Annotated in this window: 20 protein-coding genes, 1 tRNA gene and 1 pseudogene; 8 read left to right on the top strand and 14 right to left on the bottom strand. The window is 49.5% G+C overall.

What is annotated here, in order from left to right; all coding sequences use genetic code 11:
• The 5 genes and pseudogenes from O71_RS24375 to O71_RS16165 all read left to right on the top strand — a co-directional run.
• Positions 1–262 (top strand): annotated as a pseudogene (locus tag O71_RS24375) (ABC transporter substrate-binding protein); the annotation flags it as partial.
• Between the two features lie 7 nt (positions 263–269).
• Positions 270–635 carry a hypothetical protein gene (locus O71_RS16150; RefSeq protein WP_007658859.1) on the top strand — a complete coding sequence of 122 codons (366 nt, stop codon included), beginning with the start codon at positions 270–272 and terminating at the stop codon, positions 633–635.
• 253 nt (positions 636–888) lie between these two features.
• Positions 889–1,653 (top strand): ABC transporter permease, encoded by a 765-nt coding sequence (locus tag O71_RS16155; RefSeq protein WP_007658860.1) that lies wholly within the window; start codon positions 889–891, stop codon positions 1,651–1,653.
• On the top strand, positions 1,650–2,735 hold the full coding sequence (locus tag O71_RS16160) for an ABC transporter permease (RefSeq protein WP_007658861.1): 1,086 nt from the start codon (positions 1,650–1,652) through the stop codon (positions 2,733–2,735). Before O71_RS16155 ends, O71_RS16160 begins: the two co-directional genes overlap by 4 nt.
• Positions 2,736–2,938: 203 nt before the next feature.
• The gene (locus O71_RS16165) at positions 2,939–3,190 is read left to right on the top strand and encodes a hypothetical protein (protein WP_007658862.1); all 252 of its coding nucleotides are present in this window, start codon (positions 2,939–2,941) and stop codon (positions 3,188–3,190) included.
• 171 nt (positions 3,191–3,361) lie between these two features.
• Here O71_RS16165 and O71_RS16170 read toward each other — a convergent pair whose 3' ends face one another.
• A complete protein-coding gene (locus O71_RS16170; protein ID WP_007658863.1) occupies positions 3,362–3,598 on the bottom strand; it encodes a hypothetical protein in 237 nt (78 codons plus the stop codon).
• A gap of 259 nt (positions 3,599–3,857) precedes the next feature.
• Between O71_RS16170 and O71_RS16175 the strand changes: the two genes are divergently transcribed.
• Positions 3,858–4,904, top strand: a complete 1,047-nt coding sequence (locus O71_RS16175) for an AI-2E family transporter (RefSeq protein WP_007658864.1) — start codon at positions 3,858–3,860, stop codon at positions 4,902–4,904.
• 93 nt (positions 4,905–4,997) lie between these two features.
• Positions 4,998–5,471: a 23S rRNA (pseudouridine(1915)-N(3))-methyltransferase RlmH gene (rlmH, locus tag O71_RS16180; RefSeq protein WP_007658865.1), complete on the top strand. Its 474-nt coding sequence runs from the start codon at positions 4,998–5,000 to the stop codon at positions 5,469–5,471.
• A 186-nt stretch (positions 5,472–5,657) separates the two neighbouring features.
• On the opposite strand, the gene O71_RS16185 is transcribed toward rlmH, so the two are convergent.
• The 4 genes from O71_RS16185 to O71_RS16200 all read right to left on the bottom strand — a co-directional run bounded on the left by O71_RS16185 (position 5,658) and on the right by O71_RS16200 (position 10,059).
• Positions 5,658–6,398 carry a LytTR family DNA-binding domain-containing protein gene (locus O71_RS16185; protein ID WP_007658867.1) on the bottom strand — a complete coding sequence of 247 codons (741 nt, stop codon included), beginning with the start codon at positions 6,396–6,398 and terminating at the stop codon, positions 5,658–5,660.
• A complete protein-coding gene (locus O71_RS16190; RefSeq protein WP_192811698.1) occupies positions 6,391–7,065 on the bottom strand; it encodes a sensor histidine kinase in 675 nt (224 codons plus the stop codon). Before O71_RS16190 ends, O71_RS16185 begins: the two co-directional genes overlap by 8 nt.
• Positions 7,066–7,618: 553 nt before the next feature.
• Positions 7,619–9,256 carry an outer membrane beta-barrel family protein gene (locus tag O71_RS16195; RefSeq protein ID WP_155800963.1) on the bottom strand — a complete coding sequence of 546 codons (1,638 nt, stop codon included), beginning with the start codon at positions 9,254–9,256 and terminating at the stop codon, positions 7,619–7,621.
• Positions 9,257–9,288: 32 nt separating this feature from the next.
• Positions 9,289–10,059: a carboxypeptidase-like regulatory domain-containing protein gene (locus O71_RS16200; RefSeq protein WP_007658877.1), complete on the bottom strand. Its 771-nt coding sequence runs from the start codon at positions 10,057–10,059 to the stop codon at positions 9,289–9,291.
• A gap of 423 nt (positions 10,060–10,482) precedes the next feature.
• Between O71_RS16200 and O71_RS16205 the strand changes: the two genes are divergently transcribed.
• Positions 10,483–10,767 (top strand): hypothetical protein, encoded by a 285-nt coding sequence (locus tag O71_RS16205; protein ID WP_007658879.1) that lies wholly within the window; start codon positions 10,483–10,485, stop codon positions 10,765–10,767.
• A 65-nt stretch (positions 10,768–10,832) separates the two neighbouring features.
• On the opposite strand, the gene O71_RS24010 is transcribed toward O71_RS16205, so the two are convergent.
• From O71_RS24010 to O71_RS16245, 9 genes are all read right to left on the bottom strand, one after another.
• Positions 10,833–10,920: transfer RNA gene (locus O71_RS24010), tRNA-Ser, on the bottom strand.
• 82 nt (positions 10,921–11,002) lie between these two features.
• Positions 11,003–12,067, bottom strand: coding sequence for an asparaginase (locus tag O71_RS16210; protein ID WP_007658881.1), 1,065 nt, complete (start codon positions 12,065–12,067; stop codon positions 11,003–11,005).
• Between the two features lie 3 nt (positions 12,068–12,070).
• Positions 12,071–12,838 (bottom strand): TatD family hydrolase, encoded by a 768-nt coding sequence (locus O71_RS16215; protein ID WP_040574472.1) that lies wholly within the window; start codon positions 12,836–12,838, stop codon positions 12,071–12,073.
• 77 nt (positions 12,839–12,915) lie between these two features.
• Positions 12,916–14,007, bottom strand: coding sequence for a glycosyltransferase (locus O71_RS16220; RefSeq protein ID WP_007658885.1), 1,092 nt, complete (start codon positions 14,005–14,007; stop codon positions 12,916–12,918).
• The gene (locus tag O71_RS16225; RefSeq protein WP_007658887.1) at positions 14,004–14,639 is read right to left on the bottom strand and encodes a polysaccharide deacetylase family protein; all 636 of its coding nucleotides are present in this window, start codon (positions 14,637–14,639) and stop codon (positions 14,004–14,006) included. Before O71_RS16225 ends, O71_RS16220 begins: the two co-directional genes overlap by 4 nt.
• 161 nt (positions 14,640–14,800) lie before the next feature.
• Positions 14,801–16,024 (bottom strand): GAF domain-containing SpoIIE family protein phosphatase, encoded by a 1,224-nt coding sequence (locus O71_RS16230; RefSeq protein ID WP_007658889.1) that lies wholly within the window; start codon positions 16,022–16,024, stop codon positions 14,801–14,803.
• 220 nt (positions 16,025–16,244) lie between these two features.
• The gene (locus tag O71_RS16235) at positions 16,245–16,502 is read right to left on the bottom strand and encodes a hypothetical protein (RefSeq protein ID WP_007658890.1); all 258 of its coding nucleotides are present in this window, start codon (positions 16,500–16,502) and stop codon (positions 16,245–16,247) included.
• On the bottom strand, positions 16,495–17,631 hold the full coding sequence (locus tag O71_RS16240; protein ID WP_007658891.1) for a glycosyltransferase: 1,137 nt from the start codon (positions 17,629–17,631) through the stop codon (positions 16,495–16,497). The genes O71_RS16235 and O71_RS16240 overlap by 8 nt, the downstream gene beginning before the upstream one ends.
• 103 nt (positions 17,632–17,734) lie before the next feature.
• Positions 17,735–18,619 carry a lysylphosphatidylglycerol synthase domain-containing protein gene (locus O71_RS16245; protein ID WP_007658892.1) on the bottom strand — a complete coding sequence of 295 codons (885 nt, stop codon included), beginning with the start codon at positions 18,617–18,619 and terminating at the stop codon, positions 17,735–17,737.
• Positions 18,620–18,631: the final 12 nt, after the last annotated feature.

Consider the following 18,631-nt stretch of genomic DNA (forward strand, 5'->3'; position numbering starts at 1 on the left):
CTTGCCGGCCGGCGGGTTCAACACCACCGGCTTTGGCACGCCTGAGAGCGATCAGCTGCTGAACCAGATCAATGAAACTGAAAGCGAGACTGACAAAGCCCGGCAACTGCACAGGTTACAGGAGATCATACAGGAAGAAGCTGCTTTTGTGCCGCTTTATTTCCGAAAAGAAAAAATAGCTATACACAGCAGGTTCACCAATACCAGGGTGTCGGGTGTACGCCCTTATTATGACCTGAGTTCATTTATGCTTAAGCCTTGATGATGCTATGGCCACTTTTGTATTCAGGCGGCTTCTTCTGGCTATACCTACGCTCTGGTTTATAGCATCTGTAATTTTTTTGCTGAGCAAACTGATGCCAGGCGCTTTTGGAAGCTCCAGCCTGGGGCAGCAGGAAGCGGGCTATTACAGCCGAAGCGATGCTGCATCGCGCGAGCATAACTACCGCCAGTTTTTAGAGGCCACCGGGCAGGACCTGCCGCTGTTTTATTTTAGTATCACCTCCGCCGCCTTACCTGATACACTGCACCGTATTTTCCCGGAGCGTGATCGCACCTTCTTGAAAAAGCTTTCCTGGCAGTATGGCAACCCTATGGCTGCCACCCACTTTTCCAGAAGCCTGAAAGAAGTTTGAAAAAGTCCTCTCTGAAACAGAGCGCCTGCAGGTACAACAGCATCTCTTCTCAATCTATAGTCACCAGGAGCACGCCGAACTCCGGCAAGCCCTGTCAGGTATAGCACAGCAATTACCTGCCAGGTCAGCTATTACTTCTGAGCTGATAGTTAAGGGTGACAACTTACTGACTGATTCCTCCAGCTACACCTATTTACTCCCATCCCTACAATGGCATGGTTCACAAAATCAGTACCACCGCTGGATAGCCGGTTTGTTAAAAGGAAGCCTGGGAACTTCACTGCGGGACGGCAGGCCCGTGACCACAGTGCTGGGCGAAGCGGTCGGTAACACCTGGTGGCTGTTATTGGCCAGTATCGTCGTGGCGGCATTGCTGGCCCTTGAAATGGCCATCCTGATGATACGCCGCTCCGGGCGCATCTGGCGCAGCACACTGCTTCCCTCCCTTTTCCTGCTGGATAGCGTGCCCCTCTTCGTCCTGGCCATGCTCCTGCTGGTGCTGCTGGCGAGTCCTGCATTTTTACAGCTTTTTCCGGTATATGGTATGGGCTACTACAGTGTTTCCGACCAGAATTGGCTACAGCAAATGGGCCAATGGCTGCAATTCATGGCACTCCCGATGCTTTGCCTGGTGCTGGCCAACCTACCTTACCTCACCAATCAGTTTTACCAGGCGATGGCAGGAGTCGCGGGGCAGGACTATATCCGCACGGCACGTGCAAAAGGCCTTTCTGAGCATCGCGTCATTCGCAGGCACATGCTGCGCAATGCCCTACTGCCTGTCATCACGCTTTTGTCTGATTACCTGCCTGCCCTGGTGGCGGGCGCCGTTATTGTCGAAACCATTTTTGCTATACCTGGTGTTGGCCGGTTGCTCGTTGAAACTGTACTGGCTCGTGACTATCCGGTTATAGTAGGCATCGTTGTCATCGCAGCTGTGTTCAGGTTGATATCGCACCTTATGTCTGACCTGCTTTATGCCCTGGCTGACCCGCGTATACGTGCTCATGCATCATGAAAAAGCTATGGCACATAGCGCGTGAGGTATGGCAGCTGGCACCGGCTTTCAGGCTATCCTTGCTATACCTGATTTTGCTGGCTGTTGTCGCACTGGCTCTTCCCTGGTTGCCACTTGCTTACGGGCCAAACGAACTGGACCTGGAGCAGATCTACCAGGCGCCACTGGCTTGGGGAAACGAAACGTACAAACCCAGGCACTGGCTCGGAACGGATAGCCTCGGCCGTGATGTATTAGCTAATGTGTTGTATGGTGTCCGTACGGCATTTGCCATCAGTCTGCCTGTTATGGTGATGGCCAGCCTGATCGGCTTAACACTTGGAGCAATAGCGGGCCTTTTTGGAAATCGCCGTCTGCGGCTGAGCCGGTCCTTGCTGACAGCTCTGCTCTTCGCCCTGTTGCCTTTTACCTATTATGGTATCTACCTCCCTATTATGTTGTATAGCCAGGGAGCCACCTACTCTGATTTCTTACTCACAGGCACTGTTGCCATCGGTTTGACTTTTGTGTTTGTCATTGTTCTTGCACCGCTTTTCAGTCGAATCCCTTTTCTCAGCAGGACGATTCATTTTCCAACTGATGAGCTCTTGCTACGGATAATTGAGGTGCAGACGAGCATCCCCCGATTAATTTTGATACTGGTACTAGCGGCTATTGTACCACCTACCCTGCCAGCTCTATCAGTTTTGCTCGTACTTACTTTCTGGACAGGAACGGCCCGGTTGACAAGAGCAGAGATGCTCCGTATCAGAGAACTGCCCTTTTTTGAGGCCGCCACGAGTCTTGGATTCACACAAAAACGTCTTCTGGTGCGCCAAGCACTTCCACTCCTCTTGGGGCCGGTGCTGGTCGCATTTTCATTTGGCTTAGCCGGTTTGCTCATGCTGGAGTCTACGCTGTCATTTCTGAACATCGGTGTAAGCACAGACCTGGTAAGTTGGGGCAGGATGATAGCTGGTATTCGCACAAACACGTCTGCCTGGTGGCTCGTTGCTATACCTGGTGCCATGCTATCGCTCACAGTTCTCGCTCTACAGACTTTCAGCTATTACATGCTGCGTTTCTTACAGCATAAAAAGTAAATACCCTATTGTTACTTTTCACCATACACCCTCTCACATACGGCTTGATATTACCCAAACAAGAAGGCATTAAAGCACACCACATCAACCTATTAATAATTATAATAAAAATAACACAAGTTACCTTGTGAAAATATGTTTCCTGTGTTAGGAGAGTGCGTTACTGTATTATTGTATCATACAAAACCAAACTACCCAATCACATGAAGATCTATGAAAGCACAGTCGGTATGTCAAAGCAGAGCATTGGCTGCCACAACAACTTAAAAACTACAAAAAGCAATTCCCAGATTGAGGATTCGCAGGAATACTCCACTATTGATGGGGAGGTGATAAATTCGTCATTAGGCTCAGACGCGGTTAAGAAAGGAACTGGTCTGTTTATAGGCGATTATTTCGTAGGTATACTGGACTCGCTCTCCGGGGTAAACAACATGCCTTACCTGCGCTACTAATACAAGGCCGCTACACCTTGAGAATAGAATAGAATAGAATTGAATAGATAGAACAGATAGAATAGAAATAGATTAAATAGATAATATTAGTGTTGGTTGTTTGTGTTTAGATTAGGCATTTGCCCTGCAGTCCCCTGCAGGGCATTTGTTTTGTAGCCTATCTCATAGGGCTTATACCCACCCTTTGCGCTCACTGAAGTGATTGCAGCCGAACTGTGCGCCTGTAATCATCTCAAATTTCCTGGGCTTCTTGTCTTCCGGTCCTTCATGTACCAGCGGCAATACATAGGCCGGCTCCAGGGCATGCTGCCCGGTTAACTCATCGCACAAGCCAAATTCATTGCTCTGAAGTTGTACTTTGTTTGGGTCCTGCTCCCAATGATTGCAGTTATTGCATGTTGCTTCCATATCTAAAAAGTTTTAAGTCCTACATTATTCTTCTAATCCATATTTACCTGTTATCACCCACAACAGGTTGCATACAACCCTTGTTATACAGTAATTTAGAATTAAGCTAAACAATCACGCCTGCTAAAATTCCATCACTCCTATCAAGTAGCTATCATTAATGGCAAAAGGTGCATGCAATATCCTTTACGGTACGCAACGAGTATAAACTTTCAAGGAATAAAACCTGAAACGAACGCTACCACATAGTTACACGTGCATGAAGCAAGAAATCTCATTTACCCGCAAAGTTGTCATTACCACCTCAGTGGTATTGTTGTTAAGTGGCGCCCTGGCTTTGGTTTTATATGCTGTGCATTTTTTCTTCCTGGTGTTCGCCAGCATCCTGTTTGCCGTGCTGCTACGTGCCATGACTAACTGGCTGCATGATAAAACAGGTGTGGGCAAAGGGCTGGCTTTGGCGCTTTCCTCGCTGTTGTTTTTCGGGCTGATTTTTCTTGCGGGTTGGCTCATAGCCCCTACCGTGCAAGCGCAGATAGAAGATTTACGTGAGACCTTGCCCTCTTCCATCGAACGACTAAAGGACCAGTTGGGCCGAACAAGCTGGGGCGCAAAGGCGCTCGACGAGCTCGAGAGCAGTCAGGAGAGTATGATGCCTGAAACACAGGAGATCGTGAACAAGGCTCAGACTTTTTTTACCTCCACCATCAGCATTATCACCGATCTGTTTATCGTGATTGTGATCGGCATCTTCTTCGCATCGAGCCCGGCACAGTACCAGAAGGGCATAGTTAGTCTGGTACCAGTACGGCACCGCACACGGCTGTGGGAAGTACTGGACAAAAGTTATGAAACACTCAAGTGGTGGCTATTCGGGAAGCTCGTCACTATGGTGTTCGTGGGCATACTCACGGCGGTCGGGCTGATGTTGCTCGGCATACCCATGGCGCTGGCGCTGGCCGTGATCGCCTTCTTCCTGGATTTCATTCCTACTGTCGGTCCCATTCTTGCTTCTGTTCCAGCCATCCTGATCGCCTTTCTGGACGGCCCCATGACGGCGCTGTATGTAGCCATCCTTTACTTCATCATTCAGTCTATTGAAAGCTATCTGCTAGCGCCCCTCTTATTTGAAAAAACCGTGCACATTTCACCTGTGATCACCCTTCTCTCGCTGGTACTTTTCGGTATACTGGTCGGTCCGCTTGGCGTGATACTGGCTGCCCCGTTGGTGGCTGTGCTGCAGGTGTTTGTGCGGGAGCTTTACATAAAAGACTACCTCGAGCGTGACCTTCCCAAAAATCAGTAAAGCTGCTTACCAGGTACTGACCTATACCTCCCTGGTTCCGTGCAAATTTGCGAAACACGGCATTTTAAGCGAAATTGGCAGAAAAAGTACTACATGAAAATCAAGCTCATCGCGATCGGTAAAACAGACGAGGCATTTCTGGAAGAGGGCATACAGAAGTATATGAAGCGGCTGAAGCATTACCATCCGCTCGAGTTCATCATTATACCTGACATAAAACAGGGAGGAAAGTTCACCGCGGATAACCTGAAAGAGGCCGAAGGCAAACTGCTTCTCCAAAAGCTACAGGACGGCGACCACGTGGTGCTGCTCGACGAAAAAGGCAAAACCTTTACCTCTACCGAGTACGCACATTTCCTGCAAAAGAAGCTTAACTCCGTCACTACTAACCTGGTTTTCATCATCGGGGGCGCCTACGGCTTCTCTCCTGCTATTTACGAACGGGCAAACGACAAGATCTCTCTTTCAAAAATGACTTTCTCCCACCAAATGGTCCGCTTGTTTTTTGTAGAGCAACTATACCGGGGTTTTACGATTCTGAGGGGGGAGAAGTATCATCATGATTGAAGAAGACCTACATTTCAGGCTATAAGGTGGCGCCACTGCCCTGAAAGTATGAATAGCTAATATGTATCTTTATCAAGCAAGATCTGACTTTCATTATTAGCTGTTATATTAATGAGAATAACACCTATTCAATCAGAACGGACTTTCTAAACCTTAGCGGCGATCTTTACAGACTGATCATCATTATCACAACCACTCGGCAATCTCTCGCTTAATATGTTCCCGGTATGTGCTTCCAATCAAAATTTCCTCTTGCAATTCTGTTTCAATCATATTACCGTTTATCGCCCTAATGGCCGACTTGCGCACGATGTAGGAACGGCTTACCCGAAGAAACTGCGCAGCGGGCAGCTTCTCCTCTATCTTTGCCATCGTCATGTGCGTCAGGATTTTCTGGTCGGACAGGTATAGTTGAATGTAGTCCTTCATACCTTTTACCAGAATCAAATCGTCTGTATTAATCTGTATAAGCTTTTTATCCTGTCTTACCCAGATGTTGTGCTGATTGGTGTCGTTTTTGGAGGTTACTTTATCAGCAGGCTGGTTGACAGCACGCTGTAACCGTACCTGCTCATCTACCTTGTTTACGGCTTTCAAAAACCGTTCAAAGGAAATAGGTTTGAGCAGGTAGTCAGCCACTGCCAGTTCATACCCATCCAGAGCATAATCAGGATAGGCGGTGGTCAGGATTGCCTGCAGCTGGTGTGCCTGCGTGAGTTTCAGCATTTCCAGCCCTGTCATTTCGGGCATGTTGATGTCCAGAAATATCAGGTCAGGCTGCTCTTCGCGAATAGTGACAAGGGCCTCAATGGCATTATCGCACACGGCTGCTAATTCCAAGAAAGGCACACGAGCCACATACTTGGCAATAATCTCCTGGGCGATGGGCTCATCGTCTATGATAACACAGCGTAGCGGCTTAATCATTTATGTGGAGCGTTAGGCTGACTTTATAGGAATCAGCTGTTTCGGTGATGTTCAAATGGTGTTTGTCGGGATAAAGCAAAGCGAGGCGACGTTTTGCGTTCTCTATACCTATACCTGTGGTGGCAGGGCGCTCTTTTTTGGTGTCGGGCTTGCTGTTTTCTACATGAAACAAAATCGTATCGCCCTCCTGCTTCAAACTAATGCGCACCCAGGCCTTGCCGATGGTGGCGTTAACGCCGTGCTTAAAGGCATTCTCTACAAAGCTGATGAGCAAGAGCGGCACGATAGGAGTCTCCTTGTTTTTGATGTGATCAAAATCATAGCTAATAGCCACGCGGGTGTTGTGGTGGCGTATCTGCTCCAGGTTGATATAGTCTGCCAGAAATTCCACTTCCCGCCCGATGGGTATACGCATACCACTGCTCTCGTAGAGCGAAAAGCGCAGTAAGTCCGACAGCTTCAGCACCACCTGCCCTGCCCGCTCGTTTTCCATCACCATGCCGTAAATATTGTTGAGCGTGTTAAACAGGAAGTGCGGGTGGATCTGCGCCCGCAGGAAGTTCAGCTCCATTTCAGTTTTCTCCTTTTGCAACATTGCGTTTCGTTTGTTGGCTTCGTAGCTGTTTTTTAACGTTTTGGCTGCAAACGCAAACAGCGTCCCAAACATAGGTATGGAGAAAATCCAGATAAACGTGTTCAATGAGAAAATATCGGCAATGCTATTAATATAGATTCGCTCGCTATAGATACGCATGCGTTGATTATCAGGGAACAAGGCCGATAACGGGCTGAGGGACTGTATTAAAATGGTGCAAACAAAATATAGGAGTAATAACAGCGCCAAAAGTTTAACCCAATGCTTGTTTTGAATGAACCCCAAGCCATAGTAAGACAACATAGTATGGTTAAAATAAATAACCACTAATTGTAAGAAAGGCATAACTAAGCGTGGATAGGTTCAGCAGGCTTGTATTGAACATATACGCAGTGTTCACTACACTAAGGCAGGACATAAAGCCCCAGAATACGAGGTGCCAAAGCAGGCGCGTTGACTGGTTAGGGTAAAGGGACGCTTGCTTATTAAAGGTAAGTGTTCTCATACTAGAGAGGAAATGAAATATTGTTATTCCTGAGGTGCGGCGCAGTTTAGGTCGAACAATATAATAAAAAAAACTATCTTTTTGGTAAAATTGTCTCGCTCGGAATACAGTATAGCCAGTTTAATTGGCTCTATTCACTACGTCTTCGTTCCCCAGCTTTTTGCTGACTGCCGACTTCACGGTTTGCTTGCCGAACTTGTATATCACCCCCAGTTGCACCCTTCTGGCGTCTCTATAGCTCACCACTTGGGTTAGCACGTTCGAGCTCCTCACCACTCCCCCCTCCACGTTACCCCTGAATAGGTCGAGAACCGCCACTGTGTATTGCAGTTGTTTGTTTAGCATGCTCCCTTTCAGCGCTACGCGGGTATAGTGGCTGCGTACCACTTCAGCCAAACCATAGTTAAACGGACCCGTGTAGTTAAATCCTGTCTCCAGTTTCAAGTCGCGTGGCAAGGAAAAACTGTTTTGCCAGCCCACGCTATGGTAAATGGTGCTGGGTATAGTCACGTCCCGGAAATTCTCCTGATCCATAGCAGATGCCATATAAGCGCCCATACCGAAGACACTGCCAGACCACCAGTTGGTCATCTGGTAACTGTAGTTGGCGTTCACCCCTACTGATGTCATGTCAAAGTTTCTATTCTTCCAGTAAGCCACGCCGTCAATGTTCACCGGTAGATTCGTAAACACGTTCTGCTCGTGCCTGTACTCGAGCTCCACAAACAGGTTGTTTTTATAAATGCCATTTACCGAAATAGCATGTGTGTACTTGGGCAGCAAGGTTGGATTGCCCTCTTCTATAGTAAATTCATCCATATAAATGCGGTAAGGCGTAAGCACGCTGAAACCTGGCCGCTGTACCGATTTGCGATAGTTAAAGGTCATGTTCAGGTTGTCGGTCATGGGACGGCTCAACATCAGGCTCGGGAACAAATCGGTAAAGGTGCGAGCAACCGGTCTGCGCTTCGTTACTTCGTCCTCCACTAACATGGTAGCATGTTCTGCCCGTATACCTGCCCGCAGGGTGGTTTTGCCTAGCTGCTTGTCCAGGCTGGTATAGCCTGCCAGAATATTCTCCGAGAATACATTCTCAAAACTAAAGGCTTCATCCCGGACAAATCGCCCGTCCTGCAGATATTCTTGCGTTGGCTGCGTGCGGTTGCTCGAAAGTGTCATTTTGGAGCCTACCGATATGTTCAAGTTGTTCCGGAAAGGGAGCTCCCAATCCATCTGCCCGACCATAATGTTAGCGTTGCTCGGATTGTCATTCCGTACGCTTCTCAAACTTTCTAAAAGACGCCCATCCGGATTATACATGTTTTGTGAGAGAATCTCGGTCGTCATGTTATGCTGGATTGGAGTATAAGTAAAAATCAAATCAACAGATTTGCCCAGGCTATCGAGTTTGCCTGTGTAGTACATGCTGTAGGTCTGTACCTGCCTGGTGGAGTATTCCCGCCCGTCTGCTAACAGTGTAGAGTCAGGTATACCTTTGAGCTGCTTCGCAAAATCAACCTGCTTGCTGACCGTAGAACTTTTGTCGACTACCTTATGCACATAGCTTGCCTGTACACCTAATGCATGCCTATTCGACAGTTGGTACTCTGCCATACCTCTAACAGATGGTGTGGAATTGTTATATCGAAAAAAGTAGTGCTCGTGCAGTACAGGGCTGTTTCCTGTGAGAGCCGCTCTGTAGCCATCGTGCGTAGAGTGCGTTAACGACCTGTCGTAGTTGAGATTGAGGTTACTCACCCATTTTTGCTGGCGATAGGTAAGGGACGTACCTAACAACCCCCTACCCGTATACCTTGGGATACGGTGCTGCGAGCGGATCCTGTCAGACCAAGCGTTCGTGCTTTTTTGGTGGTAATGCTGATGACGGTGCTGATGTTGGCGGGATAGCGGGAAGAGGGGTTGGTGATAAACTCAATCTTCTCAATTTCATCGCCTGTCATAGTGGCCATGATGGATTGCATGGTGGCGCCAGGCATCTGCACCTTGTCCAACAGAATCAGGATACCGCCTTTCCCGTTCACCGTCACACTCTCGCCCTGCACCTGCACAAAGGGCATCGCCCGAAAAATATCCAGCAAATTATCGGTTTGAAAAGTGCTGGCCTCTACGTTCAAAGTATAGCGGTCGGGGCTGCGCTCCACGACCTGCCGTTGCGCCTGTACCAGCACTTCGCCTAGCTGGTTGGTGTTTCGTAGCAGTTGCAAAATGCCAATATCTTGCACAGCCTGGTCAGCCTGTATGCGAATCGTTTCAGAAAACGTGGGCTGAAACCCCACATACCTTACTGCTACCAGATATTGTCCGTAAGGTAAGTTTTCGAATACAAATTGTCCGTTCTCGTCAGTCACTTTGCCTTTTACCAAGCTGCTGTCTGTTGCTGCCAAAAGTGTTACTGTAGCAAAGGATGCTGCATTCGATGCGTCTTCTTTCACTATGCCGCTCACCTTGCCCTGTGCCAATACAGGTATAGCAGATACAAGTGACAGGCAGATGCAGGTGAGTAGGGTAATGAGTTGTTTGGGGGAAGAGGTCTGTTCCATGAGCTTTTATTTTATTCACAGACCAAGTAACTATACACCCACATTTTCACCGATTTTATTCGACGAAAGTGGCTGAGGCTTCGACGTTGTATAGATAACTCTGATATATTTCAAGCAATCTGGCCAGCATAAAATATACTGCTCTAAATTCCGAAACTGCAGTTTATTGCTATTTTTGGTTATTTGCTAGTTGTATAAAGATTTGAAGTGCTGGTCCATTATGATCGGAAGGGGTTGTGCAGCCGAAGCCCGCAGCTTAGCGAGGGGTTACGGCAATGCTGGGTTAGGCTGCGTTTTGTCAAATCGTTTTATGGATTCCAATTCCTGCTGCTTGTTAGATGCTGGAGCAGTGGTACTTAATCAGAAAGACACACACACCTAGCCTCTCTCAAGAGGGGAATTCTACACAGCTCCCGTAAATAATTGGTAAATCTCAGCATCAACATCAAGCTGCGGCACAACCGCTTTGTGCTGCAGCATTTCAGCCCCGAGGGAAAGACCACGCTGCGCCGCAAATTGCTCCAACTGGCCGGCTTCGACTTCCGCCACTTCACCCACCTCTACCGCACCAAACAGGGCAATACCTATTACTTCTGCTATGATTATGGCTACTTCCTACTCGAGGATGAAAAGGTGCTGATTGTGAACTGGCAGCCCTACATGGAGCAAAAAAAGGTACAGGAAGTTGGTTACAAGTCGTGGAATTAATGAAGTAAACACCAAACAAAATAGCCTGTAAGTGAATAACTTACAGGCTATTTTGGGTTATGCAGCAGAGAGCAAGGGATTCGAACCCTTGATACCCTTTTGGGGTATACACACTTTCCAGGCGTGCTCCTTCGACCACTCGGACAGCTCTCTATTATGGGTGCAAATATACGCCAATAACTTACACTATCGCAAATTTTTGCTCGGCTATACCTTATAAATATATTGCACCAGGTTAAATACTGATCTCACCACGAAGGTTACTGGCAAGCATTTCACGGGTTTGTGTTGCCGGCAGGTCGAGAGCCAGCACGAACATCAATTTTGTGATAGCCGCTTCTGTCGTGATGTCATCGCCGCCGATCACCCCCATGTTGAGCAGGAATTTACTGGTTTCGTAACGGCCCTGGTCTACCCTACCCTCGTCGCACTGCGACACATTCAAAATATAGATACCCCTAGAGATAGCATCTTCCAGCAGCTCGAGCAGCCAGCCTGCAGTAGGCGCATTGCCTGCCCCGAACGTCTCCAACACGATACCACGCAGTCCCGGCGCTTCGAGCACACTGCGCATCACCTGAGGCGTTATGCCCGGGAAGAGCTTCAGGATCGCTACATTGTCGTCGAGCTGCTGGTGCACATGCAGCGGTTTTTCGGGATGCGGCAGAATAGCGCTTTCATAAAAATCGATGCTAATGCCCGCTTTGGCAAGCAGCGGGTAGTTCTCCGACTTAAAGGCATTAAAGTGTCGGCTCTCTACCTTCTTGGCCCGGTTACCTCTGATAAGCAGGTTGTGGAAATAGATGCAAACCTCCGGCACGATGCTCTTGCCGTTAACCTTCGTAGCTGCTATTTGCAGGGCTGAGATCAGGTTGGCGCGGGCATCGGTGCGAGTTCGCCCAATTGGTACTTGCGCCCCCGTAAAGATCACGGGCTTTTCCAGGTTCTCGAGCAGATAGCTAAGCGCGGAGGCGCTGTAAGCCATGGTATCTGTGCCGTGCAACACCACAAAGCCATCGTAGTCAGCGTAGTTATCGCGGATCAGGTTAGCCAGCATCAGCCAGTCACTTGGCGCCACGTTAGACGAATCAATGGCCGGCTCTATGCTTAGCACCGTCAGCATGTACTTGAAGTTGCTAAGCTCGGGTACCTTCTGCAGTATCTGACTAAAGTTAAATGGCACCAGGTGGTGCTTTTCGTCATACACCATACCTACCGTTCCGCCCGTGTAAATGATCAGAATGGAGGCCTCCGCATGTGCAGGTGCGGCGGTGTCAATATTGGTTTTAACTACGTCCATCGCTTAGAGTTTGAAGAGGTTGAAGGCGTTGCGGGTTGTGGTTTGGGCCACTTCCTCTACGGGCTTCTGCATCAGTTCGGCCACGCGGCGGGCCACCAATGGCAGGTATACGGGCTCGTTGCGCTTGCCACGATGCGGTACGGGGGCCAGGTATGGGCAGTCCGTTTCGAGCACAAGGTCATCCAGGCTCACATGCGGCAGCACCTTGTCGAGGCCACCGTTCTTAAACGTGGCCACTCCGCCTATACCCATTAGAAAGCCGAGCTCCTTTACCTTCTCAGCCTGCTCCACAGTGCCCGAAAAACAGTGGAATATACCCTTTAAAGTGCCATCCTGCGCAGCGGCGATGATCTCGTAGGTTTCATCAAAAGAGTCGCGGGTATGGAGCACGATGGGCAGTTGGTGCTTTTTGGCCAGCTCTACCTGCACTCTAAGGGCCTCATGCTGCTGCGTCAGAAAAGTCTTGTCCCAGTACAGGTCGATGCCGCATTCACCCACGGCTGCGAACTTGCGTTTATCCAGCCACTCCTCCACCAGGTATAGCTCCTTCTCAAAGTCCTTGTCCACTGAAGTCGGGTGCAGGCCCATCATAGCGATGCACTGGTTTGGGTGCTTCTCCTCCGTCTCCAGCATGATATCAATAGAGGTATGGTCAATGTTGGGCATGTAGATCTTCTCTACCCCCTCGGCCAGCGCCCTGGCAAGCGCCTCCTCACGGTCCTGCTTAAATTGCTCTGAATAGATATGTGCGTGCGAATCAACTAAAGTCATCTGTGTCATTTTGGATCAAAAATCTCGGCACAAAGGTCCGAACTAATGGCTAAGGCTGCAAGGAGAAGTATAAACTCCTAATACTTCCTCCCTTTCCACCTGACTTTGGTAGGCAAAAAGAAGTATAGGATCAGAATAAAAGTAGTCACCAGCAGGTATAGCTCAAAGACAATGTAATGCCACCAGGAGGCACTTCGGTGCAGGCGCTTGAGGCAGATGTGCATGAACAGACTTTGAAGCAGGAGTTTGACGATCGCAATGCTGAGCGCTATCCCTGGTGATGCTTTGAAAAAGAAAGGGATTAGCACAGGATAGTAGGCCGAGTGCAGCACAAAAAGCGCAAACATATATAGGGGCATGTACACCGAGCCGCGCATCCAGCGCTTGCGCTGCTCCAGCAGTGAACCGTAACTGGGGGCAGGTGCAGACAGGGCCAGTGCGTCGTTGTTGTACAGATTCCGGAAGCCGAAGCCACGCTTTAGGATCTGGTTAAATATGGCGATATCTTCTGTGATCGAAAACGGAATGTTTTCAAAACCTCCCACCGATTCATAGGCCTTGCGGGTGAGCAGCATGTTGTTGCCCATGGTGGTAACCGGCATGTTGAGGTCACTGAACACCTGCATCAGCCCGATCGAGAACAGCCAGTCCATCCGCTGCATCTTGTCGAACAGACGACTGCCTGTTACAGTGGTTAGCCCTGTCACAACGCCCACCTTTTCATCCAGCCCAGCCAACATAGCCTTTACCCAGGTAGGAGGCACTTCGATGTCGGCGTCGGTGAAGAGGAAGATGTCGGAGCTTGCTTTGCTGGCCAGCTGCGCCAGCACATTGGCCTTGCCCCTCGTCTGTCCAACTGTGTCTGTAATCGGTAGGCAGGTATAGCCGGGCTTGTTCTTTATATAGGTTTCTACCAGGGCCCGCGTCTGATCCGTGGAGCCATCATCACCTATCAGTACTTCGATCTTATCAGCTGGGTAATCGAGCGCGGCAATGGCCTGCAGACAAGCCAGAATGTTATGCTCCTCGTTTCGGGCAGCGATCAGGATGCTGACCTGCGGAAAGTCTAAAACCGCTGAGGTATAGCGCCTGCGGTTGAAGAGCAGCAACATGAGAAGCGCTGTAAAGACAATGAAGTAAAGTATAAAATAGGCAACGGATACCATCATAGGGTCTGGAAGGTATAGCCCTGTGCGGTAAAATGGTCTAAAAAACGGGGCAGGGCGTATTGCATGTTTCGCTGGGCCTTCAGGCTGTCGTGGAATACGATGATGCTGCCGCTTTGGGTACAGCGAATAGCTTCACGCAGACATTTTTCGGGACTAAGCGAACGGTCGTAATCGTTGGTGAGCACGTCCCACATCACTAGTTCATAAGCTGGTCGCAGGGCTGCTGCCTGTTTCAATGTAATGCGCCCGTAAGGAGGTCTGAAGAGCTTTGGCTGCGCTGCAATGGGGTTTAGCCGTTCCAGTTCCTGCTGACACTGCTGCACATTTTCCAGGTAACGCTCCAGCGAAGTTTCCCAGCCACGCAGGTGGTTGTGCGTATGATTCGCGAGCCGATGCCCCGCCGCTAAAATTTGCTCTGCTATATCTTGGTGCTTCACTATATTATCACCTACGGCAAAGAAAGTAGCCTGGGCTCTGTATTGCGCTAATTGCTCCAGCACCCAGGGAGTCACCTCCGGTATAGGTCCGTCATCGAAAGTCAGGTATAGCACTTTCCCCCGCTCTTCCCGCAGCCAGGTATAGCCAGGCAAAAGCCGGCGAAGCAAAGCGGGTGTCTTGTAAAGGCGGAGCAATTTGATTGTTAAGTTGTTGATTACTGAATGTTATACATTGTACCTGTAGGTGCGATACTGACACGTGCAGTGAAGCATTTAGCGGGTTTGTAGTGCATGGACAGGGTATTATCAACTTAATTGAAGATCAACAATTTAACAAATAACAATCAACAATTAATCTATTTAAACCTACACGATAGCAAGGTAATATCGTCGTTGAAAGAAGCTTCTTCGTTGAAAAGGTTGATGGCGTTGAGCAATTGCAGGTGCAGCATTTTAGAGCTTAGGAAGCGGTTTTTCTGTAGGAAGTCGATCGTACCTTCAATACCGAATTCCGATTCATCTTCGTCAAACACCTCCGTCAGACCGTCGGTATAGCAAAGCAGCACGGCATTGTGCGGCACATGTATCTTGCCCACGTTCATAAATGGCAGTACATCAAACACGCCCAGCATGGTGCAGCCATCATTGAGCAGGTCGTGGGTGTTGTTTTCGTAGAGCAGAACCGGGGCGTTGTGGCCGGCGTTCACGTAGCTCAGTTCGCGGGTACTGCGGTTGAAGATGGCGACAAATGTTGTGATGAACTTCTCAGCGATCGCATTGCGGTAAATCAGGTGGTTAAGCTCAGAAACGACCGTGTTCAGATCCGATGTCTGGCGTATGATTGTGCGCAGACCTGCCTGAAAGTTCGACATTAGCAGCGAAGCTGGTACACCCTTACCAGACACATCGGCCACGCAGAACAGAAACTGGTCCTTGTCTATCTCAATAAAGTCGTAGTAGTCGCCCCCAATGGAAGAGTGCGGAATGTAACTGGCGTGGATGGCCACGTCTTTGTCGTTGGGCAGCTTTTTTGGAAAGAGCATGGACTGCACTTCACGGGCAATCTCGATCTCTTTCCGGATCGATTCCTGTGCCAGTCGTTGACGGGCCATGCGGTGATTTTCGATGGCCACGAGCATGATATTACTCACCGTCTGCACGAAGTTCAGCGCCTCAATATTGGTATAGTAAGGCTGAATCTTGCCGATCATCACAAAGGCGAGCACTTTGCCATTGTGCAGAATCGGGATCACAATTTCGAAATTACGCCACTTCTTGTCCACGCTCAGCTTGGACATGCGGGTGATTTCCTTGAGTTCGAGAATAGTTTCGGGGAGGTGTTGCTTGGCGGCTTCCAGGTCAGTGCCAAAACTTACTTTGCAGTCCCACTTCTCGTCGTGCACAAACAGGGCCAATCGGTTGATCTGCAACTGGGCGAGCAGCGTGAAGCGGTAGATTTTGTAGAGCGCCTCTTCGGGCAGGTTGTCGTTAATCGCCTGCGTGATTTCCAACAAGGCCGATAATTCCAGCTTTTTGAGGTTTAACTCTTGCTGTATGTTCGGAGCTACTATATCAGGCATTCGGTTTCATAGTTTAGGGTTGGCGAGAAACCCGCACTAGGGGGCTCTGCCGCCAGTTACACCTGTCACGCAGGCATATACCGGGTAAATTTACAAAAAATCAATCGCATTATTTACCACACCCTACAATTCCTTTGAAATAATACGTATTCGTCGCATGCGCACACTTGCAACTACGTAGTCCAGGTATTTGTTCGGCCTTGCGGTGAAATCATCACCATCAGATAGAGTTATGCACTACCAATCCTGCTTTGGTGGCCAGGTAAAAGTATTTCTGGCAGTGCTTTCCAAAGGTGGACTCATCGTATGCATGCTCCGTGTCCGGGTCCGGGTATAGGATTCTGATATAGCCTTTGGAAATCAGGTCGCGCAGGGCAGTGCAGAGTTCTTCGTCAGTTAGTGTGCTGCTGCTTTTGAGGTCAGCGTAGGACGTCACAAAATAAAGTTCGTCCATGATAGCAAATTCGTTTTCAGTCATGATTTCGGATGATTCGGCCTTTCCATGTATAGCAACCTGTGAGGCCACTGATGGCGGTATATAGTACGTAAGGAATGTAAACAAGCTGCAGGGGAAGCATAAAAATCAGATAATTCTGTCGCCCCATGAAAGTCAGTATTTGGTTTAAAAACAGGAAATCTATCAGGAACTTAGCAGCATAGGCCGCCAGAAAAGTCCAAAACGAAAGCCAGCCGAGCAGTAAGCCCGGTATGGCCAGAAACAGCAGTAAATTGACGGTAAACACAGTAAGTGCCACCAGTTTCACATTCAGGCTCTGATAGCTCCGCCACTTGCTGGCCCAGCGCACCCGCTGCGCTATAAAACTACGCACCGTCTTGCGTGCCTCGGTATACACCGTGGCTCCGGGATGCTTCAAAAAAGCAATTCGCTCCGGGTATAGCTGGCTTACCTTGTGTAGCAAAAATTCATCATCACCGCTGGCTATTCCTTCGTTTCCCGCAAAGCCCCCTACCTCTTCGAACACTTCCCGGGTATAAGCCAGGTTGGCCCCATTGCACATATTGGGTTGTCGCAGCCCGATAGAGGCTCCCCCTACCCCGATCAACGATGCGAACTCGACCAGTTGCATGCGTTCCAGCAAGGTATGGGTATTGTGGAAGCTCACAGGTCCTGAAATGAAAAATGACTGCTGCGTTTCGTAGGTATAGGCGAAGCATAGAAGCCAGTCCGGCTGCACACGGCAGTCACCATCGGTAAAGACCAGGAGCTCATTACTGGTTTGCGCTATACCTTGTTTGATAGCGGCTTTTTTGCCCGTCGATTCCGTGTGCCCAGCAAGCCGGATCAGACGCAAATTCAACTTAGTAGCAGGTATAAATTCCTGTATCAGCTGAGCAGTTCCGTCATCGGAGTGATCGTCCACCACTAGTACCTCAAAGAGCTCCGCCGGGTAATTTTGTGATTCTAAATCGCGGAGTAAATTCAGTATCTGCCGTGCCTCATTGCGCACAGGTATAATAACGGAGAGTTGGGTCGCAGGTATAAAACCGGCAGGTACAGTAGGTATAGGGAGACGCTTCCAGGCAGATAGACAGCGCAGAATGATCCAAGCATAGGCTAGCAGCGAAAGCAGCAGCAACACAAACATCAGGCGGCACCTCCTCTCCTGCCCAGCTTCAGCCGCAGCACAAAAAACAGACCCACAGCACTCGGCACTACGATGTTCAGCAGCCACAGGCTCAGGCTGGCACTCAGCACCTGCAGCCGCTCCTGCCCCAGCAGCCGAACACGTACATGGCCGACAGTTCCCGCACGCCGAGATCCGAGAGCAATGACACCGAGGGCACTACTGACTTCAGAAAGAAAGCAGTCGATACGCCACTGAGGTACTCCACCGGACTAAGCCGCACCTCAAACAAAATGAGCAGCAGTACAAACTGCAGCAGAAACACGAAGTAGCGCACGAGCGACAGCAACAGTACCCGGTTCATCTCCATGAAGGTATAGCGCCCCATGATAGCCAGGTACTTTGCCAGTTTTCGCAGCGGTCCAACCGCAGCGACCAGCGCCACCATGGCACGGGCATTGAAGAGCAGTAGTAGCAAGGCCGCATTGAGCACGAGCAACAGGAAAAATACACTCAGGCAAATAGCCGGATAATCTCTCCAGTAGAGCAGCAAGGCAAAGTAGATCAGGCCCAGCGAGCCCACCAGTACCGTCGCCACCAGTTGACAAAAACGGCCAATAAACACAGCGCCTATACCTTCCAGCCGCTCCTTGCTTTTGAGCTCCAGCACACGGCCGGCATAGTCGCCAAGCCGGTTGGGGGTGATGAAGCCAAGCGTGAGCCCCACCATCACGGCACGGAAAGCCCGCAGGTATGAAATGCGCTCCAGCTTTTGTCCCAGCAGCTGCCACTTCCAGGCCTCCAGCCCCCAGTTGGCAGGTATAAGCAGGGCACTTAAAATCAGCAGAAAGGTATAGTCGCTTTGGCGGGCCGACTGCAGTATACCCTGCCAGGAAAGCAGGGTGTCGGGCACGGTGAAGATGGCCAGGTACAGGAAGTATAGCGTAAGCACCACCACGACAATTTTGCCGGCGACTAAAAGGAACCTTCTGTTGCGGGTAATGTTCAAGATATTGTCTTA

Origin of the sequence: Pontibacter sp. BAB1700, assembly GCF_000277005.1 — a bacterium.
GTDB lineage: Bacteria > Bacteroidota > Bacteroidia > Cytophagales > Hymenobacteraceae > Pontibacter > Pontibacter lucknowensis.